Source organism: Streptomyces sp. NPDC033131 (assembly GCF_055578365.1).
Genome location: NZ_JBVIPA010000041.1, coordinates 1 through 21895, shown reverse-complemented (window position 1 = coordinate 21895; position 21895 = coordinate 1). Strand labels below are relative to the sequence as shown.

20 protein-coding genes are annotated in these 21895 nt (G+C 70.8%); 18 read left to right on the top strand and 2 right to left on the bottom strand.

The window, feature by feature from the left end; genetic code table 11:
* Window positions 1-9: 9 nt before the first annotated feature.
* Together ACZ5XS_RS36635 and ACZ5XS_RS36630 are read left to right on the top strand one after the other, a co-directional pair.
* Window positions 10-1257 carry an MFS transporter gene (locus ACZ5XS_RS36635; RefSeq protein WP_468658790.1) on the top strand — a complete coding sequence of 416 codons (1248 nt, stop codon included), beginning with the start codon at window positions 10-12 and terminating at the stop codon, window positions 1255-1257.
* 201 nt (window positions 1258-1458) lie between these two features.
* On the top strand, window positions 1459-1605 hold the full coding sequence (locus ACZ5XS_RS36630) for a PaaX family transcriptional regulator C-terminal domain-containing protein (protein WP_468658788.1): 147 nt from the start codon (window positions 1459-1461) through the stop codon (window positions 1603-1605).
* 144 nt (window positions 1606-1749) lie between these two features.
* Here the strand turns inward: ACZ5XS_RS36630 and ACZ5XS_RS36625 are convergent, their stop codons facing one another.
* Window positions 1750-2397: a TetR/AcrR family transcriptional regulator gene (locus ACZ5XS_RS36625; RefSeq protein WP_468658786.1), complete on the bottom strand. Its 648-nt coding sequence runs from the start codon at window positions 2395-2397 to the stop codon at window positions 1750-1752.
* Window positions 2398-2577: 180 nt separating this feature from the next.
* Here ACZ5XS_RS36625 and mhpA point away from each other — a divergent pair, with 180 nt between their 5' ends.
* The 15 genes from mhpA (at window position 2578) to ACZ5XS_RS36550 (ending at window position 19728) form a co-directional block, all read left to right on the top strand.
* Window positions 2578-4134 carry a bifunctional 3-(3-hydroxy-phenyl)propionate/3-hydroxycinnamic acid hydroxylase MhpA gene (gene mhpA, locus ACZ5XS_RS36620; protein ID WP_468658784.1) on the top strand — a complete coding sequence of 519 codons (1557 nt, stop codon included), beginning with the start codon at window positions 2578-2580 and terminating at the stop codon, window positions 4132-4134.
* A complete protein-coding gene (locus ACZ5XS_RS36615) occupies window positions 4131-5219 on the top strand; it encodes an alpha/beta hydrolase family protein (protein ID WP_468658782.1) in 1089 nt (362 codons plus the stop codon). Before mhpA ends, ACZ5XS_RS36615 begins: the two co-directional genes overlap by 4 nt.
* Window positions 5220-5228: 9 nt before the next feature.
* Window positions 5229-6098, top strand: a complete 870-nt coding sequence (locus tag ACZ5XS_RS36610; RefSeq protein WP_468658780.1) for a dioxygenase family protein — start codon at window positions 5229-5231, stop codon at window positions 6096-6098.
* The gene (locus tag ACZ5XS_RS36605) at window positions 6095-7165 is read left to right on the top strand and encodes a maleylacetate reductase (protein ID WP_468658778.1); all 1071 of its coding nucleotides are present in this window, start codon (window positions 6095-6097) and stop codon (window positions 7163-7165) included. Before ACZ5XS_RS36610 ends, ACZ5XS_RS36605 begins: the two co-directional genes overlap by 4 nt.
* A 694-nt stretch (window positions 7166-7859) precedes the next feature.
* Window positions 7860-8054: a LuxR C-terminal-related transcriptional regulator gene (locus ACZ5XS_RS36600; protein ID WP_468658776.1), complete on the top strand. Its 195-nt coding sequence runs from the start codon at window positions 7860-7862 to the stop codon at window positions 8052-8054.
* A 283-nt stretch (window positions 8055-8337) separates the two neighbouring features.
* A complete protein-coding gene (locus tag ACZ5XS_RS36595; RefSeq protein WP_468658775.1) occupies window positions 8338-8934 on the top strand; it encodes a hypothetical protein in 597 nt (198 codons plus the stop codon).
* 145 nt (window positions 8935-9079) lie between these two features.
* Window positions 9080-10198 carry a glycosyltransferase gene (locus tag ACZ5XS_RS36590; RefSeq protein ID WP_468658773.1) on the top strand — a complete coding sequence of 373 codons (1119 nt, stop codon included), beginning with the start codon at window positions 9080-9082 and terminating at the stop codon, window positions 10196-10198.
* Between the two features lie 320 nt (window positions 10199-10518).
* Window positions 10519-11325 (top strand): IclR family transcriptional regulator, encoded by an 807-nt coding sequence (locus ACZ5XS_RS36585; RefSeq protein WP_468658771.1) that lies wholly within the window; start codon window positions 10519-10521, stop codon window positions 11323-11325.
* A gap of 100 nt (window positions 11326-11425) precedes the next feature.
* On the top strand, window positions 11426-12433 hold the full coding sequence (locus tag ACZ5XS_RS36580; protein WP_468658769.1) for a PDR/VanB family oxidoreductase: 1008 nt from the start codon (window positions 11426-11428) through the stop codon (window positions 12431-12433).
* Between the two features lie 41 nt (window positions 12434-12474).
* Entirely contained in the window at window positions 12475-13686 is a 1212-nt protein-coding gene (locus tag ACZ5XS_RS36575) for a cytochrome P450 (protein ID WP_468658767.1), read from the top strand.
* 17 nt (window positions 13687-13703) lie between these two features.
* Window positions 13704-14789 (top strand): S-(hydroxymethyl)mycothiol dehydrogenase, encoded by a 1086-nt coding sequence (locus ACZ5XS_RS36570; RefSeq protein ID WP_468658765.1) that lies wholly within the window; start codon window positions 13704-13706, stop codon window positions 14787-14789.
* A complete protein-coding gene (locus tag ACZ5XS_RS36565; RefSeq protein WP_468658763.1) occupies window positions 14786-15418 on the top strand; it encodes an MBL fold metallo-hydrolase in 633 nt (210 codons plus the stop codon). The genes ACZ5XS_RS36570 and ACZ5XS_RS36565 overlap by 4 nt, the downstream gene beginning before the upstream one ends.
* Before the next feature lie 767 nt (window positions 15419-16185).
* Entirely contained in the window at window positions 16186-17178 is a 993-nt protein-coding gene (locus ACZ5XS_RS36560; RefSeq protein ID WP_468658761.1) for an aldo/keto reductase, read from the top strand.
* Window positions 17179-17769: a TetR/AcrR family transcriptional regulator gene (locus ACZ5XS_RS36555; RefSeq protein ID WP_468658759.1), complete on the top strand. Its 591-nt coding sequence runs from the start codon at window positions 17179-17181 to the stop codon at window positions 17767-17769.
* A 342-nt stretch (window positions 17770-18111) separates the two neighbouring features.
* On the top strand, window positions 18112-19728 hold the full coding sequence (locus ACZ5XS_RS36550; RefSeq protein WP_468658758.1) for an MDR family MFS transporter: 1617 nt from the start codon (window positions 18112-18114) through the stop codon (window positions 19726-19728).
* A gap of 144 nt (window positions 19729-19872) precedes the next feature.
* Here ACZ5XS_RS36550 and ACZ5XS_RS36545 read toward each other — a convergent pair whose 3' ends face one another.
* Window positions 19873-20469 (bottom strand): hypothetical protein, encoded by a 597-nt coding sequence (locus ACZ5XS_RS36545; RefSeq protein ID WP_468658756.1) that lies wholly within the window; start codon window positions 20467-20469, stop codon window positions 19873-19875.
* A 146-nt stretch (window positions 20470-20615) separates the two neighbouring features.
* On the opposite strand from ACZ5XS_RS36545, the gene ACZ5XS_RS36540 reads away from it, so the two are divergent.
* Complete coding sequence (locus ACZ5XS_RS36540; protein ID WP_468658754.1) at window positions 20616-21200, top strand: TetR/AcrR family transcriptional regulator; 585 nt, start codon at window positions 20616-20618, stop codon at window positions 21198-21200.
* Window positions 21201-21895 lie beyond the last annotated feature (695 nt).

The window sequence follows — 21895 nt, the reverse complement described above, 5'->3', positions numbered from 1 at the left end:
ATGCGCGCCGTGGACCATCAGCGCACCGGCACGGGAGCGAACCCGGCGAGCGTGTCCACTCCGAGGGGTGGCCGCGGGGGCGGCCTGGTGCGCTACGTCGTCGCCGCGGCCCTGGCCCGCACCGCCGACGGGGGAGCGGTCGTCGCCGTCATCCTGCTCGTCACCTCGTCCGGTGGCTCGGGGACGCTCGCAGGTGCGCTCGGCGCGTGCGTCACCGCACCACACCTGCTCGGCCCGTTCGTCGCCCGCCCGCTGGACCTGGCGCGGGACGGACGCAAGGTCATCGCGTCGGCCTGTCTGTTGTACGCCGCCGTGCTCGCCGCCGGTGTCCTGACGTACGCCCGTGTGCCCGCCCTGGTCACCGCGCTACTGCTGGCCGTGGCCGGTACCTGCGGCCCTCTGCTGACCGGTGGCATCAGCAGCCGGCTGCCCGCGATCGTCGGACCGCAGACGCGTACCCAGCGGCGGGCGCAGGGCTGGGATGTGGCCACGTACGGCATCGGTGGCACCGTCGGTCCGTCTCTCGTGGCGGCCCTGTCGGGCTGGGCCTCTCCCTCCGCCGCCGCGCTCGCTCTGGCGGGCGGAGCCGGTGTGGCGGCGGGTGGCGTGCTCCTCCTGCCCTACGCCCCTGCGGCCCACGGCGGGGACAGGGCTGCGATCCTCAAGCCGGGGCCCACGCTGGCGCTGATGGCTCGCACCGGCCAACTGCGGCGCACCGTCTACCTGACCATGATCGTCGCGCTCAGTGTTGCCGCACTGCCGATCACCGCAGTCCACATGACCGAAGTCCTGGGTATCGACACCTCCACCGCGGCGGTGCTGACCGCCGCCTACGGAATCGGCAACCTGGCCGGCTCGGCGGTGGTGATGGTCTTCCCGCTCACCGGCGATCCGGACCGCCTCATGCGCCGCCTCGCCCTGGGGGTCGTGGTCGGCCTCGGCATGGTCACCGCGAGCCACGTCTTCCCCCTGTCCGTGGCGGCCTACGGACTGACAGGGGTTCTCAACGCCCTTTTCTTCGCCGCCACTCTGGCTGCCCGCACCGAGTACGCACCCGCGGGGGTACGAGCCCAGGTCTTCATCTGGGTGGCGGCGTTGAAGATCACGTCGGGGTCCGCGGGTACCGCCCTCGCCGGTTCTCTCACGGGCCTGGACGTCCGTCTTCCCCTGCTCCTCGGCGCCGCCTGGATTTCGGCGGCTGTCCTGGCGGCGACGCTCGAGAAACGGGCCGCCCAGCGCCTCGCAGATGCACAGTGACCGAGCATGCCGGGCACCGCTCGGGTGCCCGCCGAGCGCCGGACCCAGCAGCCCTGAGCGACTGCCGCGCGCGGCCTGGGACCTGGAGGCACTGCGTGCGGCGCACCTCAGCTTCCGCGACCGTTGGGAAGCCGCGGCCCCGGCGTCCGCCGAAGCCCTGCCCCAGCTCCCTGCTCCTCGACGACTGGGGTCGATCGACTGTTGCGCACCGACCCCGGACTGCCCGCCGCCTACCTGGACGAGGTCTGGCCTGCCGAGCGCTCCGCCCGGACATTCCAGCGCCTTGAGGCGCGACTCGGCCCGCTCGCGGACGAACAGCTTCAGCAGTTGATGGACGCGCAGGGCTGAGCAGGCCATCCCAGCAGCGGACAGGGGTGTCGACGTAGGAATGATGTGAACCATTACTCACATCGAGGGTGAGTGGAGGCTCGCATGCGGCCACATCGCTCGCCAGGACCTGTGTGCGCGCCTCTTTGCGGCCGCAGGCGGGGGTCAGCCGCCTTCCGGGGCGTCGAGGAGGTAGGAGACGACCGCTGTCTGAAGATGGCTGCGCAGTTCGTTCCAGGGAAGTGGGCGGTCGGACTCCAGGAACTCGCCCTGCGTCACGCGGTGCGCGATCGAGGCGTAGATCAGGCGGTAGGCGAAGTCGAGCGCGGCCTCGGAGTCCGCATGTGCGATGGGGGTGTGGCGCAGTGTCTCGGCGAAGTGGCGGTTGCCCTCGATGCTGACGCGGGAGCCCTCGATCCGTACCGCTTCGTGCCGGGTGCCGAGCAGCAGGAAGACGCGCAGCAGGGCTTCATGCGCCTGGAACGCGTCGGTGACCGCACCGACCGCCTCGGCGACGGCCACGGCCGGATCGCGCAGGATCCGCAGCCGCTCCGGGGACATGCGTTCCGTGATCTCGGCCTGGAGGTTGTCGGTGAAGGCGCGCTGGATGGCCAGGAGGAGTCCTTCCTTGTCACCGAACCGGCGGTAAATGCTGCCGACCGCCATGCCGGCCCGCTCGGCGACCGCGGCCACGGTCAGCGCGTCCACTCCGCCCTCTTCGAGCAGCGCGTACCCGGCCTGCATGAGGTCCTGCTGCGAACGGCGACTGCTTTCCCGGAGGGCGGCAGGCCTGCGGGTGGGGGACTCGGTCATCTGCGCAGTTTATCGGCCGGGCTCTTGACGTCCATGTTGCCGTTGTGTGAATCTCGCTTCACTCGAAGTGTGAATCCTGATTCACGCAAGCTGCGGCGGACACGGCATGGTCGCGCCCCAGCCTCTTACTTCCCACCACGACCCCTCGCAACGGCGCGGGGCTGTCTCTGGAGGCGTCTGATGGCTCCGCACTATGACATCGCCGTCGTCGGCTACGGTCCGACCGGACTCGCCGCGGCGTCCCTGCTCGGCCGGCTCGGCCACCGGGTGGTGGTCTGCGAACGCTGGCCGACCCTGTACGGGCTGCCCCGGCTCACCCACGTCGACGACGAGACCGCCCGTACCATCCAGGCGGCCGGCGATGTCGACGAGGCGCTGCGCGACTCGTCGATGTGTCAGTACCTGTGGGTCAACGGCAAGGGCGAGACCCTGGTGAACATCCCGGCGAACCCCACTGGTCCGATGGGATATCCGGATCACATCTCCATGTACCAGCCGGATGTGGAGAGCGCGATCGACAAGCGGCTGCGCGGCTACGGCACGGTCGACGTCCGCCAGGGCTGGGCGGTCACCGGCCTCGACCAGGACGACGACGGCGTGACCCTGCGCCTGCGCGGCTGGAACGCCGACGCGTACACCGCCGACGGGCCGCACGCGGACGTCCGGGCCCGCTATGTGATCGCCGCCGACGGCAGCCGCAGCGAGGTGCGCGACATGCTCGGCGTGGAGCGCCAGGACTTCGGCTTCAACGAGCAGTGGGTCAACGTCGACGCAGAGTGGCTGCGTCCCCAGCCGCCGGAGTTCGCGTACGGCACCCAGTACTGCGATCCCGCGCGCGGGCACATGACCATCAACATCGGTCACACCCGTCAGCGCTTCGAGTTCGCCCTGCTGCCGGGCGAGACCCGCGAGGAGATGACCGCCCCGGAGGCCGCCTGGCGGCTCCTGCGCGAGTACCACGACCTGGGCCCGGACGATGTGCGGATCACCCGGCAGCTGGTCTACGGCTTCGAGGCGCGCATCGCCGACCGCTGGCGGACCGGCCGGGTCTTCCTGGCCGGCGACGCCGCCCACACCATGCCCCCCTACCTCGGCCAGGGCGCGTGCAGCGGCCTGCGCGACGCCACCAACCTCGCCTGGAAACTGCACCTCGTGCTCGGCGGCCAGGCACCGGACACGCTCCTGGACACCTACGAGAGCGAGCGCCGCCCGCACGTCACGGCCCTCACCCGCGCCGCGATCGGCCTCGGCAAGGTCGCCAACATGCATGACACCGAGGCAGCGGCGGCCCGGGACGCGGCCTTCTTCGCCGGGAAGGTGCCCCCGCCGCCCCCGTTCCCACCCCTTACCCACGGAGTGCTGCGCCCGGGCACGGACGCGCCGGCCGGCACCCTCACCCCGCAGGGCCGTATCCGTCTGCCCGACGGCCGCACCGGACGCCTCGACGACCTGACCGGATACGGGTTCGTCCTGGTCGCGGCCGAGGATCCGACCGCCGCCCTCGGCCCGGAGCGGCTCGCGCGGCTGGAGCGTCTGGGCTGCGCCGTGGTCGCCCTCGACACGGTCGACGACCTCGACGGACGCCACCGTGAGTACCTCCACCTGCTCGGCGCGGTCGCGTATCTGGCGCGCCCGGACTTCGTCCTGTTCGGCACCGCCGTCGACAGCACTGACATCGGCGCGCTCGTCGACGCCCTCGACACCGCGCTGACCGCACCCGTGAAGGTGATGGCATGACCGAGAAGCCGGAAACGCCGACGCTGTCGCCATTGGTCGCCGCCCAGCACCGGGCCATGCCCTTCACCAGGCTCACCGACTGCGGCATGGATCCCGCCGACGCCCGCCGCCTGCTCGCCGACACCGCGGCCGGGACCCCGTGGCCGGACGCCGCCGCCGCCCTTGCGGAGGCGCAGCTCGAACGAGCCCGGCGCGCGGAGGATTCGGGACACCGCACGACCGCCCGGCAGGCATACCGGTTCGCCGCAGGGGCCCTGATGTTCGCGCAGATGGCGTACCAGACCGACACCGCGGAGAAGCGGGAGCTGTACGCCCGGCACACGGCCGCGGTCGCCGCTCTCGCGCCCGGGGTGGAGCGCGTGGAGATCCCGCACCGCGACGGCGTGCTCGCCGGCTGGCTGTGCCTGCCGGCCGGCACGCCCCGGGCCACCGTGATCGTGTGGGGTGGGCTCAGCAGCTGGGGAGCGGCGTATCTGTCGGTGGCTGACGCCTACACGGCGCGCGGCCTGGCCTGTCTGCTCGTCGAAGGGCCAGGCCAGGGCGAGTCACGGCTGCGCCACGGGCTGTACGTCGACGAACGCGTCACCGACGGGTTCGCCCGCTTCGTCGACCTGGTCGAGGCCGATCCCCGCCTCGGCGGTCCGATCGGCGTCCAGGGCATCAGTTTCGGCGGTCTGTTCGCCGCCCATCTGGCCGCCGCGGACTCGCGCGTCGCCGCGGTGGTCGTCAACGGTGCTCCGGCGACACCGACGGTCCCCGAATTCCGTACCGCCCGCGAGCAGCTGTCAGCCGTGGTCGGCACGGACGAGCTGGGCCGGGTGACCGAGGTCATGGACAGCCTGCGCTTCGACCCGGACAGGCACCGCATCACCTGCCCGCTGCTCCTGCTGCACGGCAGCCAGGACCCTCTGGTCCGCTACGAGGACCAGGAGCCCTTCCTGCGCGCCGCCGACCCCGCCACCGCCACGGTGCGCAGCTGGCCCGACGGCGAGCACACCCTCTACAACCACGCTGCCGAACGCGACGCGCTCACCGGGGACTGGTTCACCGACCATCTCGCCGGCCGGAGCACCTCCGCGAGTTAGGAGCACCAGGTGGACTTCACCGTCGAGACCGCCACCGACGCGGTGCTGGACAGCTTCCGGGAGACCAAGGACCAGCGACTGCGGCAGGTCGTGGAAAGCCTGACCCGCCACCTCCACGATTTCGTGCGGGACATCGAACCCACGATGGAGGAATGGGAAGCCGCGATCGGGTTCCTCACCGCCGTCGGCCAGACATGCGACGACACCCGCCAGGAGTTCGTCCTGCTCTCCGACGTCCTGGGCGTCTCCATGCTCGTCGAAACCCTGAACGGTGCCGAGCACGGCACCGAGAGCACCGTCCTGGGCCCCTTCCACATGGCCGTCTCGCCGCACCGCGAACTCGGCGACACCGTCGACCTGCTGGGCACCGGCCACCCGTGCGTCATCTCCGGCCGAGTGACGAGCGCCGACGGCACACCCCTGCCCGCTGCCGAACTCGACGTCTGGCAGTGCACCGAGGACGGCTTCTACGACGTGCAGCAGCCCGAGGTGCAGCCACCGGGCAACGGGCGCGGTCTGTTCCGCACGGACGACGAGGGCCGCTTCTGGTTCCGCGGCGTCGTCCCCTCGCACTACCCGATCCCGACCGACGGCCCGGTCGGCGGTCTGCTCGGCGCCACCGGCCGGCATCCCTACCGGCCCGCCCACGTGCACATCATCGCGCGTGCCGACGGCCATCGGCCGGTCACCACCCACGCGTTCGTCGCGGGCAGTCCGTACATCGACTCCGACGCGGTCTTCGCCGTGAAACGCGGTCTCATCACCGACTTCACCGAGTCGCACGACGAGCGGGACGCCGAACGCTTCGGCGTGAGGACACCCTTCACCCACGCCACGTTCGACATCGTCCTGGCCGCAGCACCGGAGGCCACGCCATGACCACCCAGCAGCCGAGTTTCACCTACGAAGCCTTGCCCATGAGAGTGGTCTTCGGCGCCGGAAGCCTCGCACAGATCCCGCGGGAGGCGGAGCAACTGGGCCTGCGCCGGCTGCTGGTGCTGTCCACGCCGGTGCAGGAGAAGCTCGCCGAGCACGCCGAGACGCTGCTCGGCAAAGCCTGCGCCGGCCGCTTCACCGAAGCGCGGATGCACGTGCCCGCCGACATCGCCGCGGCGGCCGTCAAAGCCGCGCGTGAGATCGGCGCGGACGGGTGTCTGGCCATCGGCGGCGGTTCCACGATCGGCTTGGGCAAGGCGATCGCCCTGGAAACGGGGCTGCCCGTGATCAGCGTCCCGACCACCTACGCGGGCTCCGAGATGACCCCCATCTGGGGCCTTACCGAGAACGGCCGCAAACGGACCGGCCGCGACCGCAGGGTCCTGCCCCGCAGCGTGGTCTACGACCCCGAACTCACCCTCGGTCTCCCCGTTGGCATGTCGGTGACCAGCGGCTTCAACGCCATCGCCCACGCCGTCGAAGCCCTGTACGCCCCCGACGCCTCACCGATCACTTCCCTGATGGCCGAGGAAGGTGTCCGGTCCCTGGCCACCGCCCTGCCCACCATCGTCGGGGACCCCCTGGGCCTTCAGGCGCGGTCGGACGCACTGCGGGGCGCCTGGCTGTGCGGCGCCTGCCTGGGGGCCACCACGATGTCGCTGCACCACAAGCTCTGCCACATCCTCGGCGGCACCTTCGACCTGCCCCACGCCGAAACCCACACGGTGCTGCTCCCGTACGTCGCCGCCTTCAACCTCCCGGCGGCACCGGCGGCCGAACAGGCGCTGAGCCGTGCCCTGGCCACCGACGACGTGCCGGGGCACCTGGCCCGGACGAGCGTCGAACTCGGTGCCCCGCGCTCCCTTGCCGCCGTCGGCCTGACCCAGGACGACGTGGACGAGGTCATCGGCCAGGCAGTGGGCCGGCCTTATGCCAACCCGCGCCCGGTGACGTCCGATGCCCTTCGCTTTCTGCTCACGGCAGCGTTGAACGGCGCCCTCGCGCCCTGACCGGCGTCCGGGTCAGTCGGAGTCGCCGGCGGACGTTGCGCAGTGGACTCGGGGGAACGGGCAACGAAGCGCCGGCGCCCGGGGAGGGGATGAAGCGGCTCGCCAACCAGACGCGGACCGTCGCCGGCTTCTACGTGGGTCACATCCTCGGCGGTCCCGGAAAGTACTCCCACGTAACCGTTGGACGCACTGTTCGCCATGGCGGCCGGCGGGCGGATCAAGCCCCGGATCGGCGGTACTCACCTGCTCGCGGAAGCTCGCCGGGCGCACGGGGACCTGAGGGCCCGTCGCAGCCACGGCAAGCCGGTTCTCGACGTGTCGGGGCGGTCTGCGCCGGCCGGTCCCGGGCGGCGCCGTTTCCGACGCTGCGTGAAAGTGGCGCCCAGCGCCGAAGGCCGGCCCGCCCTCCGCGACCGCCGCGAAGTGTCTTCCGCCTGTTCACCGCGTTCGGAACGACAGCCGCTGACCGGAATCGCACCGGCTGCAGGCGCCTCGCCCTGGGGGCGCGGCATGGGAATCACGGCGTGCGCGGACCGGTGGAAGGGCGCGGGGCCACCAGCGTGGCGGCAAGACCGTGACGACTTGGCAGTCCGTCGTCGCCCATCGGTCGTTCTGCCGATGTGGCATACGGGGGCGCCGCCCTACTGTCACGGCACGCGCCCGCGCGGCGCCCGTAGCAAGCGAACTCCAGGTCATGGCCGAACTGACCCGCGGCCGCACGAACCGCGAGATCGCCGGCAAGCTGTCGATCGGGGTGCGCACGGTCGCCACGCACATCGAGCACATCTTCGCCAAACTGGACCTTCCCAATCGCGCCGCAGCAGCCGCCCGAGCGGCCGCTTGGGGGCTCGAACCGATCCAGGGTCACAGCAACGAAAGCGCGCTTTGAACAAGCTCGGATGAGGGAGGAGCGAAGCGCTCGGGCGCACACCTGCGCCAGTGGGCGCCCAGGGGAAGGCACCTCTCAAGGATGAAGACTTCCCCGCCAGGGACCGGCGCTCCGTTGCCCGCCGACAGGAATGCGTGGGCGATCTATGAGACGTATTGACTCACAATCATTTCTGATACATACTGTCTCACAGGCGCAAGCGGAGGTCCCGTGCAGGCGGGCTCCGCTGCCGTCCACCGTCATATACGGGCCCGTTGCGGCTCTGTCGCCCCAAGGAGAGCTCATGTCCGTGAACGAGAACGCCGTCGCCCTCCGCTTCGCCGACCGCGCCGCCGCATATCAGGCGCTCAGCGAACTGAAGTACTTCAGCCCCGCCACGACCGAGGTGCGTGCCGCCGTCCTGGTGGAGCGCCTCGAGGACGGCGCGGTGCGCGTACCCGAGGGCATGGACGGCGAGGAGGGGCGGAACACAGCGGTCGGCGGGCTGGTCGGCTCGCTCGTCGGCATCCTCGGCGGGCCCCTCGGCGTGCTGATGGGCTGGGGTGTCGGCGCGCTGATCGGGGGAGGCCACGACTACAAGCGGGCCGAACGGGCCACCACCGCCGTCGGCGTCTTCGCCCAGCAGGTCCCGCTGGGCGGCACGGCCATCCTGGCCGAGGTCGGGGAGTCCGACACCCAGGCCCTGGACCAGTTGGCCATGCGCTACGACGCCGTCCTCGAACGCCGCCCGGCCGACTCCCTCCGCGCCGAACTCAAGGCCATGGAAGAGGCCGCTGACCGGAGCAGGAAGGAGGAGGCAAAGCAGCAGCGTGACCGCGAGCGCGCCGAGAAGAAGGCGCGGCACGGAGCCTCGACGCACAAGCCGGCGGCCACCGCGTAACCGGGGCGGGCCAATGGATGCGGGGCAACTCCCCTCGGCCCCGCTCGGTGAGGGCGGGCCCACCCCGGCCCGCCCTCACCGCCTTCACCCGCCCGGCCCGTGAGAGGACACCGTCACCCTTCCCCCCCCACGAGGAGTACACGAAATGCGAATCCTGTTCAGCGCCCCGGGCTCGGCCGCGCATGTCTTCCCCATGGTCCCGACCGCCCAGGCCCTGCGGTCGGCCGGTCACGACGTCCTGTTCGCCGGGCAGGCCCCGGTCACCGTGCTGAGGCCGACCGGGTTTCCCCTGGTCGAGGTGGGCGACGGAACCACCACGGCCGAGATCTTCGCTCGCTTCAGCACGAACGGGCCGAAGGAGCTCACGCAGGAGGAGATCAACCGCCTTGCCGTGATCGGCTTTACCGAGCACAGCCGGTCCGCCCTGGGTGACCTGATCGGCCTGGGCGAGACGTGGCGGCCGGACGTGATCGTGCACGCCACGATGCAAGGTACGGCGCCACTCGTCGCTGCCGCGCTGGGCATCCCCACAGTGGTCCACAACTTCGGTGTGACCGCGGGGCTGCCCTACGTCGAAGGGATGGCCGCCGAGTTGGCCGACGAGTACCGGGCCCGCGGGGTGACCGGGCCGCCCGAGCGCACCGTGCTCGACGTGGTCCCCGCCTCGCTCGGCGGCGACGGCACGGGCTGGCGGGTCAGGTACGTGCCGTTCAACGGCGGCGGCCCGGTGCCGGCGGACCTGGTCGCGCGCGGCGGACGGCAGCGGGTCGTGGTCACGCTCGGCACGGCGCTGTCGCGGACGGCAGGCGCGCGGTACGTCGACCGGCTGATCGAGCAGGCGGCCACGGTGGACGCCGACTTCCTGCTCGCCCTCGGCGGCGCCGACCTCGCGCCGTTGGGCGAACTGCCGCCCAACATAAGGCCGTTGTCGGACTGGGTGCCGCTCGCCCAGCTGCTGGCCGGCTGCGACGCCGTGGTCCACCACGGCGGAGCGGGCACCATGATGGCGGCGGCGGCCGTCGGCATCCCGCAGCTGTTCCTGCCGAGTGGTGCCGACCACTTCACCAATGCCGCGGCTGCCGTTGCGCAGGGCTTCGCCCTGCGCGCCGAGCCCCAGGTGGTGGACGCCGACCTGCTCGACACCCTCCTGAACGACGACTCCCTGCGCAAGGCCGCCCTTGCCATGCGTGACGAGATCGCCGCGCTCCCCTCCCCGGCCGACCTGGTGGGCGACATCGAGGACCTGGCGACGGCAGCGCGCTGAGCACCGTGTCGCCTCCCGCCCTGGCTGCCGGCCGACATGCCGGCGGCCCGATGCACAGCACGCGCAGGACGCGTTGCGCGTGGAGGCCCAGCGGGGTCTGCCGCTCACTCTGTTGTGATGGGCCCAGCGCTGCTGCGACGATGACCGCGCCGAGGGTGCGGTTCGGCTGTGCCGCCGTTCTGTGAAGCTGTTCGAGGGGTGCCCACGATCAGGCTGTGGACCACTATGCGGGCGGGTTGGGTGTGAGGTACAGATGCCGCCCCGTTCACCCAATAAACCATCGGGCTTGACCTGTCTGGAAGGAGTCCGGTGATGGCCAGGTGAGGACACAACACGGCGAGTCGGTTCTGGCGAGGGCTGTGCGGATCTTCGAGGTGTTCACGCCGGAGGAGCCCGCCCTGACCGTCTCGGAGATCTCCCGGCGTACGGGGTTGCACGTGGCGACTGTTTCGCGTCTGGTGGCCGAGCTGGTGTCGTTCGGGTTCCTTACCCGGGACGACGACCGCCGGGTGCGGAGCGGCATGCGTCTGTGGGAGCTGGCCACACGTGCCTCGCCCTCCCTGTCGCTGCGCAATGCGGCCATGCCGTTCATGGAGGGCGTCCACGACGTCGTCGGCCACCACGTGCAGCTCGGTGTGCTGGACGGTGATGAGGCGCTGTTCCTGGAGCGGCTGACGGCACCGGGCGCGGTCGTCAACTACACCCGCGTCGCGGGTCGCCTGCCGCTGCACGCCTCCTCCATCGGCCTGGTCCTCCTCGCCCATGGGCCTGCTGACCTGCGCCGACGGGTGCTCGACGGACGCCTGCACCGGTACACCCCGAATACCCCCGCCACCGCCGCGCGGCTGCGGGCCGTTCTGGCCGATGTGCGGCAGCAGGGATACGCGTACTGCCCGGGATACGTGCATCCGGACGCCATGGGCGTGGCGGCACCGGTGCGTGACGCGAGCGGTGAGGTGGTGGCCGCGCTGGCGGTGATCGTCCCCAACGAGTCGGGGGCCTCCTCGGTCGTGCCCGTGGTGCGGACGGCGGCACGCGGCGTGTCCCGTGCGCTGGGGGCACCGGATGCTCCGAGGCGGGGCCGAGCGCCCGGTGACTCAGGTGGCGGCAGGGCAACGGCCGTATGACAGCCGACGGAGGTATGTCTCTCACTGATTGAGAATGCCGTCGCGGCCGTCCGTCGTCGCCGCGCATCCTGCGTGCAACCCAACGACGGGAGGCGACAACGTGGTCGGAACCAGTGTGGTTGCGGATGCCGGATCCGGCGCCGGTCCGGGACGGTCGACGCCGAGGAACGCGGCGACTCTGACCGTCTCCGCCAAGGAGGACATCGCCGAGGGCGTCGTGTCACTCACCCTCACCCACCCGGGCGGTGCCCGGTTGCCGGACTGGACGCCGGGGTCCCACATCGACCTGGTGCTGCCGGAGGGAACGACGCGGCAGTACTCCCTGTGCGGCGACCGATGGGACGCGCACACGTACAGGATCGCCGTGCTGCGGGAGCCCGCGGGCCGGGGAGGGTCCGCCTACGTGCACGACCGGTTGAGCCCGGGGGACCTCGTCGGGGTCGGCGGCCCGCGCAATCACTTCCCCCTCGTGCCGTCGGAGAAGTACCTCTTCATCGCGGGCGGCATCGGCATCACGCCGCTGCTGCCCATGGTGCGGCAGGCCGAACTGCTCGGTGCGGAATGGCAGTTGCTGTACGGAGGGCGTACGCGGTCGTCGATGGCCTTCGGCGAGGAGCTGACGGAGGCCTACGGCGAGCGGGTGCACGTCGTCCCGCAGGACGAACTCGGGCTGCTGGACCTGGCGGCCTGGCTGGGCACACCGCGACCCGAGACGAAGGTGTACTGCTGCGGCCCCGCCCCGCTGCTCGCCGCCGTCGAAGCGGCATGCGCGTCCTGGCCCCCGTACGCCCTGCGCACCGAGCGCTTCACCGCCGCCGCGCAGACCCCGCCGGTCCGCAAGGCGCCCTTCGAGGTGGAACTGCGGCGCACCGGACGCACGGTCACCGTCGCCCCGGACGTGTCCGTGCTGGAGGCGGTGCGCCGGGCCGGCGTGGGCGTGCTCTCCTCCTGCGAGCAGGGCACCTGCGGCACATGTCTGACGCCAGTGCTGGACGGGCGGCCGGACCACCGGGACTCGGTGCTGGCCGACCACGAACGGGCGGCGAACGACTGCATGTTCCTGTGCGTGTCGCGCTCCTGCGGCGACCGCCTCGTCCTCGATCTCTGAGACCGACCTCTGATCGCTGAGACCTTCTCGAAGGAGCCGTGATGACCGAGGCACTGGAGCGTGCCGTCGTGCCGCCCGTAAGTGACGTCGACCCGTTCGCCCCCGAGGTTCTGCTGGACCCCGAACCGCTGCACGAGGCGCTGCGCGAGGCCGGTCCGGTCGTGTACCTCTCCCGTCATGACGCGTACGCGCTGGCCCGCTACGAGCAGGTGCATGCCGCGCTGGTGGACTGGCAGCACTTCGAGTCGGGTTCGGGCGTGGGCCTGGCCAACTTCCGGCACGAGGAGCCGTGGCGCCCGCCGAGCCTGCTGCTGGAGGCCGACCCGCCCCGCCACGACGCCCCGCGCCGGGTGCTGCGGGAGATCCTCGCCCCGCCCGCCCTGCGCCGCCTGCACGGGACCTGGAACGACGTGGCAGAGGAACTCGTCGAGCAAGTCCTCGCCCAAGGAGCCGAGTTCGACGGCTTCACAGCACTGGCGGAGGCGTTCCCGCTGCGGGCCTTCCCTGACGCGGTGGGCCTCGGGCCGGACGGCCGGGAGAACCTCCTGCCGTACGGCAACATGGTCTTCAACGCCTTCGGTCCTCGCAACGACCTCGTCAAGGCGGACGCCCCCCGGCTGTCCGAACTGTCGGCATGGGTCAACGCCCAATGCCAACGCGAGGCGTTGAGCGAGGGCAGCTTCGGGGCTGCCATCTGGGCGGCTGTCGACCGTGGAGATCTGACAGACGAGCAGGCGCCGTTGATGGTGCGCTCCCTGCTCTCGGCCGGCGTCGACACCACCGTGCACGGCCTGGCGGCCTGCCTGTACGCCTTCGCCACCCACCCCGAGGAGTGGCAACGGCTGCGGGAGCGGCCGGAGTTGGCGCGCGCCGCGTTCGACGAGGCGGTCCGCTGGCAGTCCCCGGTGCAGACCTTCTTCCGCACCGCCACCACCGACGTCGCCATCGCCGGCACGGTCATCCCCGCGGACACGAAGATCCTCATGTTCCTCGGCGCGGCCAACCGCGACCCGGCCCGCTGGAGCGACCCCGACCGCTTCGACCCCACCAGGGACCCCTCCGGCCACGTCGGCTTCGGCATGGGCATCCACCAGTGCATCGGCCAGCACGTGGCCCGCCTGGAGGCCGAAGCGCTGCTGACCGCGCTGGCCCGACGCGTCGAGCGGTTCGAGCTGACAGGAACCCCGCGCCGCCACCCCAACAACACCCTGCGCTCATGGGCGTCCCTGCCCCTGCGCGTCCAGCCCGTTTGAGCAGGAGGGAAGCAGCAATGTCCCAGCAGGTACGAGGCGTCGTCGCGAGGGCCAAGGGCGAGCCGGTCGGCATCGAGACGATCGTGATCCCCGACCCGGGGCCGGGGGAGGTGGTGGTACGGATCCAGTCGTGCGGGGTCTGCCACACCGATCTCCACTACCGTGAGGGCGGCATCAACGACGAGTTCCCGTTCCTGCTCGGCCACGAGGCTGCCGGGATCGTCGAGTCGATCGGTGAAGGCGTGCCCGACGTGCAGCCGGGCGACTTCGTGATCCTCAACTGGCGCGCCGTGTGCGGCCAGTGCCGGGCCTGTCTGCGCGGGCGGCCCTGGTACTGCTTCGACACCCACAACGCCCGGCAGAAGATGACCCTCGCCGACGGCACCGAGCTGTCTCCGGCCCTGGGTATCGGCGCCTTCGCCGAGAAGACCCTGGTCGCGGCCGGGCAGTGCACCAAGGTCGACCCGGCCGCGTCGCCGGCCGCGGCAGGCCTGCTGGGCTGTGGCGTGATGGCGGGCATTGGCGCGGCGATCAACACCGGTGCGGTCACCCGCGGTGACTCCGTGGCCGTCATCGGCTGCGGAGGCGTCGGCGACGCGGCAGTCATGGGCTCCCGGCTGGCGGGTGCGTCGAAGATCATCGCGGTGGACATCGACGACCGCAAGCTCGCCACTGCCACATCCTTGGGCGCCACACACACCATCAACTCGCGGGACATGGACCCGGTGGCGGCCGTACGCGAACTGACCGGCGGCTTCGGCGCGGATGTGGTCATCGAGGCGGTCGGCCGCCCGGAGACGTACCGGCAGGCCTTCTACGCCCGTGACCTGGCCGGCACGGTCGTCCTCGTCGGCGTCCCCACGCCCGAGATGAAACTCGAACTGCCGCTGCTGGACGTCTTCGGCCGCGGCGGGGCGCTGAAGTCCTCCTGGTACGGCGACTGTCTGCCCTCGCGGGACTTCCCGTTGCTGATCGATCTGTATCTCCAGGGCCGTCTGGATCTCGACGCGTTCGTCAGCGAGACGATCGCCCTGGACGGGGTCGAGGATGCCTTCGCCCGGATGCACAAGGGCGACGTGCTCCGCTCGGTGGTCGTGTTGTGACGGCCGCCCGCATCGGACACCTGGTCACGTCCGGCACCTTCAGCCTGGACGGCGGCACCTGGGACGTCGACAACAACGTGTGGATCGTGGGCGACGACGAAGAGGTGATCGTCATCGACGCCGCTCACGACGCCGACGCCATCGGCGCCGCCGTCGGCGGCCGGCGGCTGCGGGCCATCGTGTGCACCCATGGCCACGACGACCACATCGACGCCGCTCCCGCTCTGGCCGACGCGACCGGTGCGCCGATCCTGATCCATCTCGACGACCGCCTGCTGTGGAAGCACACCCACCCGGACCGGAACCCTGACGGCTACCTCTCCGACATGCGCCGAATCCGTGTGGCCGACCTCGAACTGACCGTGCTGCACAGCCCCGGACACACGCCCGGCGCGATCAGTCTGCACGCTCCGTCACTGGGTACCGTCTTCACCGGCGACACCCTGTTCGCCGGCGGCCCGGGCGCCACCGGGCGGTCGTACTCCTGCTTCCCGACGATCGTCCGTTCCATCCGTGACCGGCTGCTGGTGCTGCCGCCGGAAACGGTGGTCCGCACCGGCCACGGCGAGTCGACCACCATCGGCGCCGAAGCCCCGCACCTCGAGGAGTGGATCGCCCGGGGCCACTGAGTCCGACGAAGCCGCCGCCTTGGCCGGATGGCGGAGACGCCACGGTCGGTGCGCACAGTGCGCACGGTGCGTTGCCTTGCCGACCGCCGCCTGCGGACCAGGCGAATGTGAGGAGTCGATCGCCTCTGCGGAGGCCGGGTTGTCCCGGAAGGCGGCGTCGGCAGGCCGATCACCTCGTCGAACGCTACCCGCCCGACCTCGGCCAAACGGCGTGGGGTTAGGGGTTACAACATTTGAAATCTGTAACCCCAATGTTGTACGGTCCACGCTATGGACGCACGAGTCCCGGGAGTCGCCACGGGTGGCCCGAAGGCCCTGTCGAACAACTGGCGGGACGAGGACGAGCAGCGGAGTACTCGACCTCGTCACCAGGGACGCCTGCATGTGGTCCCTGGTGCGGGACCTCGACGCGACCGCGGAGCGCCATGCGCCGGTGACATCGGCGACGCGTCGGCGTCGGACTTCGTCTCCTCATCGCCGTTGCGCGGGGTCGCTCCGCCCAGGAGGGGCATGCCCCTGCTCGATGCCCTCGACGTGGACGAACTCGCCGCCGACTGCGCGAAGCGGGGCGGGCGGTGCGCTCTCCTGCTCACGGTGACGCCGCCGGGCGCCTGCTGGTGCGCGGTTGGAGCTGGTGGCCGGTGTTGTGGACGCTCCGGCGTCGCACCGAGGCGGAGGCGTCGGAGCGCCGGTCGTTGGCACGGCTGCTCAGTTACACAGTCGGCTATGAGCACAGTCAGGTGTTCGTTCACCGGGAGGTAGGAGTCATGGAAACACGGCAGCTCGGGGCCGGTGGTCCGCGTGTCTCGGCGTTCGGCCTGGGTTGTATGAGGATGTCGAACAGCACCGCTGCGGCAGATGAAGCGGAGGGCATTGCGACGATCCGTGCCGCGCTCGACGCGGGAGTCACCCTGCTGGACACCGGTGACTTCTACGGAACAGGCCACAATGAGGACTTGATCCGCCGGGCGTTGTCCGCCGAGGGCCGGGAAAAGGCCGTTCTGAGCGTGAAGTTCGGCGCGATGACGGATCCTGATGGGAACTTCGGCGGCATGGACGGGCGCCCGCAGGCCGTGAAGAACTATCTGGCCTACTCGCTGCAGCGGCTCGGCACCGACCACGTCGACATCTATCGCCCGGGCCGCCTCGATCCGACGGTGCCGATCGAGGACACGATCGGAGCCATCGCCGAGATGGTGCATGCCGGGCACGTGCGTGCGATCGGACTGTCGGAAGTCGGTTCGGAGACGATCCGGCGGGCTCACGCGGTTCACCCGATCGCCGATCTGCAGGTCGAGTACTCCCTGTTCAGCCGCGGCATCGAGGGCGGTGTCCTGGACACCTGCCGGGAGCTGGGCATCGCCGTAACGGCCTACGGGGTGCTCTCCTACGGGCTGCTGAGCGGAAACTGGACGCGGCAGGCCCCCTCACCGACGGACCTTCGGGCGTTGCTGCCGCGCTTCCAGGACGGCAACGTCGAGAGCAACCTCGAACTGGTCCAGGCACTGCACGAGATCGCCGAAGCCCGTGGAGCCACGGCGGCGCAGTTGGCCATTGCCTGGGTGCTCGCCAAGGGCCGCGAGCTGGGTGACATCGTCGCCATTGTCGGGTCACGCACGCGTCAACAGCTGGCCGAGGCGCTGCCGGCGGCCGGGTTGGTCCTGACCAAGGAGGAGCTGGCAGCGATCGAGAAGGCAGTACCGATCTCCGCGGTCGCCGGGGATCGCGGAACGCCGGGCAACAGGAACGGAGAGCGCTGAATGCGTTCGGGCACGGCGCTGGACGCCGAGACCGTCCTGGCCGCCACCGAGGACGTGCTGCGCCGCTACGGGCCGGAGAAGGCCACGGTGCTGGACGTGGCGCGCGCTCTGGGCGTCAGCCACGCCAGCGTCTACAAGCACTTCCCGTCCAAGGCAGCACTGCGCGAAGCCGTCACCCGGCGCTGGATCAGCCGCGCGCACGGCAACCTCGCGACGGTCGCGGCCGACACCCGTTTCGCAGCGCCCGAGCGGCTGCGCATCTGGCTCACCGCGCTGTTCGCCTCCAAGCGAGCGGTGACGTCCGAGGACCCGCAACTCTTCGCCACCTACCGGGTTCTGGAGGCCGAGCACAGTGGCGCGGTCGCCGACCACATTGCCGACCTGATTGAGCAACTGCGCGTCATCATCGCCGACGGAGTCGCCAGCGGGGACTTCCCCTCGGCCGACCCTGCCGCGACGGCGCGGACCGTCTTCGAAGCCACCATCGGTTACCACCACCCCGTCCACGCCGCCCAGTGGGAAGCCCCAGGGGCCGACGCCGCCTTGGAGGCCCTCTGCACGCTCCTCCTCGACGGACTGCGCTCTCGCTGACCACCACTACCCCCACCACCGGCCTGGCGGCGCCACGCGCGCATGCCTGAGACTTCCGCGTCACCCGCGTAGCCACCCAGGCCGGCGATGGGCCCTCAACAGCGGCTCGGGCGGCGGTCGGAGACCCTGATCGCCGCGTTCTCCCCGATCGCCGTGCGCACCGGCATGGAGCGCCGGGGGAGCCAGGAGTCCTCTGTCACGAGTACTCCCCGGTTCCCCACGTCGAACGCTTCGTGGAACCCCAGCACGCCCTGCTGACCCCGTGACGGCCCGGATGACCACGCGCACACCCGGGCCGTCACGTGCTCCCTCGCCCTCACTCATTCACTCAAGGAGCTCCCCGTGAGCGATTTGACCCCGGCCGTGGAGCCGCAGGAACACAACTCCTCCGGCTCGCCTCGCCACTTCGGCCTCATATTCGCCGCCCTCATGGCCGCGATGCTGCTCTCGTCCCTGGACCAGACGATCGTCAGCACCGCGCTGCCGACCATCGTCGGCGAGCTGCACGGCGTGAACCACATGGCGTGGGTGACGACCGCGTACATCCTCGCGGCCACCATCGCCATGCCCGTCTACGGCCGCCTCGGCGACCTGCTCGGCCACAAGGTGCTGTTCCTCGGAGGTATCGGCGTCTTCCTCGCGGGCTCCGTGGTCGCGGGCGCGGCACAGGACATGACCTGGCTGATCATCGGCCGGGCCGTACAGGGTCTGGGCGGTGGCGGACTGATGATCACCTCGCAGGCGGTCATCGCCGACCTCGTACCGCCGCGACAGCGCGCGAGATACATGGCCCCGATCGGTGCCGTCTTCGGCCTCTCCGCCGTCGCCGGACCGCTGCTCGGAGGCTGGTTCACCGACAGTATCGGCTGGCGCTGGTGCTTCTGGATCAATCTGCCGGTCGGCGCCCTGGCCCTCGCCGTCGGCGCGTTCGCCCTGCGCCTGCCGCGCAGAGCCGTCGAGGTCGCCTTCGACTACGTCGCCTTCGCCCTCATGGCGGCCGCGGTGACCTGCACGGTCCTGGTTGCCACCTGGGGCGGCACGGAGTACGCCTGGTCCGACCCGCTGATCATCGCCATGTCCGTCGGCGGCCTGCTGGCCTGGGTGCTGTTCTTCCTCTCCCAGAGCCGTTCCGCGGAGCCGATCATCCCGCTGTGGCTGTTCCGCAGCCGGATCTTCAACATCGCCACCCTGATCGGACTGCTGGTCGTCGGTATCGGCATGTTCGCCATCATCGGCTACCTGCCCACGTACTTGCAGATGGTGTACGGCCTCAGCGCCACCGAGTCCGGGCTGCTGCTCATCCCCATGGTCGTCGGCATGATGGCCACCGCCCTCCCGTCCGGACGGGTGATGAGCAACACCGGCCGCTACAAGATCTTCCCCATCGTCGGCACGGTCTTGGTGTGCATCGCCGCGCTGCTGATGTCCACCCTGGACACCGAGACCTCACTCGTCCTGGTCTGCGTCTACGTCTTCCTGCTGGGCGCCGGTCTCGGCGGGACGATGCAGCCCCTGGTCCTGGCCGTGCAGAACGACTTCCCCGCCTCCGACGTGGGCACCGCGACCTCCGCCAACAACTTCTTCCGTGAGATCGGCTCGACCCTCGGCACCGCGGTCGTCGGCTCAGTGTTCGCCCACCGCCTCACGGACCAGCTCGGCGACCGCCTCCCGGCCGACGCCGCCAGTACCGTGGGCGACCCCCACTCGATCACCCCGGCCCTGGTCCATTCTCTCCCGGCCGAGATCCAGGACGCGGTGATCCTGGCTTACCAGCACGCCCTGACACCGGTCTTCCGCTACCTGCTCCCCGTATTCCTTCTCGGCCTCGTGCTCGCCTTCCTCCTCCCGGAGAAGAAGCTCGCCGACGGCGACGACAACGACCCCACGACGACGCCGGCCGCCCAGCCCGGTGAGACAGGGCCGGACAACGCTGAGGTACCGGCGCCGACCGGGCAGTGAGCCGCAGGCGTCAGCCACACGATCCGGGACGGTCAACTGTTGGACAGGCCCCCGGGTGAAAGCGGTGAGGGCGGGCCGGAGTGGGCCCGCCGTCACCATGCGGGGCAGGGGGGAGCTGCCCCGCGTCTGCGGCGCCCGTCCCGGTTATGCGGTGGCCTCCCGAGGCGGTGTCGCGCCGCCCTTCTTCGCCTTCTTCTCGGCGCGCTCGCGGTCACGCTGCTGCTTTGCCTCCTCCTTCCTGCTCCGGTCAGCGGCCTCTTCCATGGCCTTGAGTTCGGCGCGGAGGGAGTCGGCCGGGCGGCGTTCGAGGACGGCGTCGTAGCGCATGGCCAACTGGTCCAGGGCCTGGGTGTCGGACTCCCCGACCTCGGCCAGGATGGCCGTGCTGCCCAGCGGGACCTGCTGGGCGAAGACGCCGACGGCGGTGGTGGCCCGTTCGGCCCGCTTGTAGTCGTGGCCTCCCCCGATCAGCGCGCCGACACCCCAGCCCATCAGCACGCCGAGGGGCCCGCCGAGGATGCCGACGAGCGAGCCGACCAGCCCGCCGACCGCCGTGTTCCGCCCCTCCTCGCCGTCCATGCCCTCGGGTACGCGCACCGCGCCGTCCACGAGGCGCTCCACCAGGACGGCGGCACGCACCTCGGTCGTGGCGGGGCTGAGGTGCTTCAGTTCGCTGAGCGCCTGATATGCGGCGGCGCGGTCGGCGAAGCGGAGGGCGACGGCGTTCTCGTTCACGGACATGAGCTCTCTCCTAGGGGCGGCAGGCATCCCCGGCCCACGGGCGGTGGTGCCTGGATTGGCGAGGTCTCCCTCATCTGTGAGACAGTATGTATCGAAGAGAGCTTGTGAGTCAACATGTCTCATAGAAGTCCCGGGAAAGGTGCCAGATGCCGCGTGCCAACGACGATCCCCGCGCCCGCCGCAGCCGCGCCGCAGCGCTGGCCGCCGCCACCGAACTTCTCGTCGAAGGAGGGCCCGAACGTGTCACTCACACCGCTGTCGCCGAGCGGGCCGGAGTCGGTCGCGCCACCGTCTACCGGCACTGGCCCGACCAGCAGGCCCTCCTCTTCGACGCACTCGCCAACGACGTCCGTCCTCTGCTCGCCTTCGGCGAAGGCCCGATCCGCCACCAGTTGGTGAGCCAGCTGGAGCAAATGGCCGAGTGGCTGAATCAACCCGTCGCCGTGTCGGTCATCGCCACCGTCGTCGAACGGGCCGAGCGGGACGAGGACGTACGGCGCATCCGTGAAGAGATGTTCGGCCACGCCGACGAGCACTTCGCGGGCGCGCTCGCCGCCGCTGTCGAGCGCGGCGAATTCCGTCCCGGCGTCGAGGGACACGCCAGAGAAGTGGTCTCCCGGATCGTCGGCCCCCTGCTGTTCCAGCGGTTCATGCTCGGCGTACGTCTCGACAAGGACATGGTGATCAGCTCGGTCGATGCCGCGCTCGCCCCCTGGCTGCCGAACGCGTGATGGCCCGATGCGGAGCAGCGGGCCATCACGCGTGTTGCTCGAAGAGCTCGGGGGAGTGCGCTGCGGACATCGGTGGCAGCGCCAGGCAGGTGGCCGCCGGTGCCGCCCAGAGGAGCTCATGCCCGCAGCCGGTCGGCGAGGAAACGCCGAACAGCCTCACCGAGGCCGGCCGGGAGGCGGCTACCGGCTTGGGATGGAGGAGGTCGAGGAACCGCGCCGGGAGCGGGATCCCCAGCCGCTCATGGCGGCGTCCTTCGAATGGGCGAGCCCGGCTGCGGCATGCGCCCGGGCCCGCGACGAAGCGGTGCAGCGCATCGCCCTGATCGCGCTGCGCCTGACGACCTCGGCTCCGTATCACCGCCCGGCAGTCGTCTGGACGTCACGGTGCGCCTTCCGGGCGGCAGCGATGCTCCGGTCGTACTCCGTCGTGGATCTTGGTAAAGCGACGGCCTCTACCTGTCGCCGTGCGCCGGCAGTGGGAGAGACGGGCCGGGTCGGTGTGGAGACACGGCAGAGCGCACCGGGCTGCCTGCGGGGCGCATGCGGCTGGGCCGAGTCCGGATATTGCAGAGCGAGCGCCCTCGGTCGATCATCGTGACGTGTCCGCCCATGTTGTGCTGGTCGGGCCGAGTGGGTGGGGGAGGGCGGTTATATTCGGAGGGTGATCGACAAGGACGGGCATGCTTCGGAGTCGG

What these genes read in the sequence shown, in the direction of transcription:
- ACZ5XS_RS36625 (WP_468658786.1), bottom strand. Translation starts at nt 2,397, where the DNA reads ATGACCGAGTCCCCCACCCGCAGGCCTGCCGCCCTCCGGGAAAGCAGT.
- mhpA (WP_468658784.1), top strand. Translation starts at nt 2,578, where the DNA reads ATGGCTCCGCACTATGACATCGCCGTCGTCGGCTACGGTCCGACCGGA.
- ACZ5XS_RS36615 (WP_468658782.1), top strand. Translation starts at nt 4,131, where the DNA reads ATGACCGAGAAGCCGGAAACGCCGACGCTGTCGCCATTGGTCGCCGCC.
- ACZ5XS_RS36605 (WP_468658778.1), top strand. Translation starts at nt 6,095, where the DNA reads ATGACCACCCAGCAGCCGAGTTTCACCTACGAAGCCTTGCCCATGAGA.
- ACZ5XS_RS36600 (WP_468658776.1), top strand. Translation starts at nt 7,860, where the DNA reads ATGGCCGAACTGACCCGCGGCCGCACGAACCGCGAGATCGCCGGCAAG.
- ACZ5XS_RS36595 (WP_468658775.1), top strand. Translation starts at nt 8,338, where the DNA reads ATGTCCGTGAACGAGAACGCCGTCGCCCTCCGCTTCGCCGACCGCGCC.
- ACZ5XS_RS36590 (WP_468658773.1), top strand. Translation starts at nt 9,080, where the DNA reads ATGCGAATCCTGTTCAGCGCCCCGGGCTCGGCCGCGCATGTCTTCCCC.
- ACZ5XS_RS36575 (WP_468658767.1), top strand. Translation starts at nt 12,475, where the DNA reads ATGACCGAGGCACTGGAGCGTGCCGTCGTGCCGCCCGTAAGTGACGTC.
- ACZ5XS_RS36570 (WP_468658765.1), top strand. Translation starts at nt 13,704, where the DNA reads ATGTCCCAGCAGGTACGAGGCGTCGTCGCGAGGGCCAAGGGCGAGCCG.
- ACZ5XS_RS36560 (WP_468658761.1), top strand. Translation starts at nt 16,186, where the DNA reads ATGGAAACACGGCAGCTCGGGGCCGGTGGTCCGCGTGTCTCGGCGTTC.
- ACZ5XS_RS36555 (WP_468658759.1), top strand. Translation starts at nt 17,179, where the DNA reads ATGCGTTCGGGCACGGCGCTGGACGCCGAGACCGTCCTGGCCGCCACC.
- ACZ5XS_RS36545 (WP_468658756.1), bottom strand. Translation starts at nt 20,469, where the DNA reads ATGTCCGTGAACGAGAACGCCGTCGCCCTCCGCTTCGCCGACCGCGCC.
- ACZ5XS_RS36540 (WP_468658754.1), top strand. Translation starts at nt 20,616, where the DNA reads ATGCCGCGTGCCAACGACGATCCCCGCGCCCGCCGCAGCCGCGCCGCA.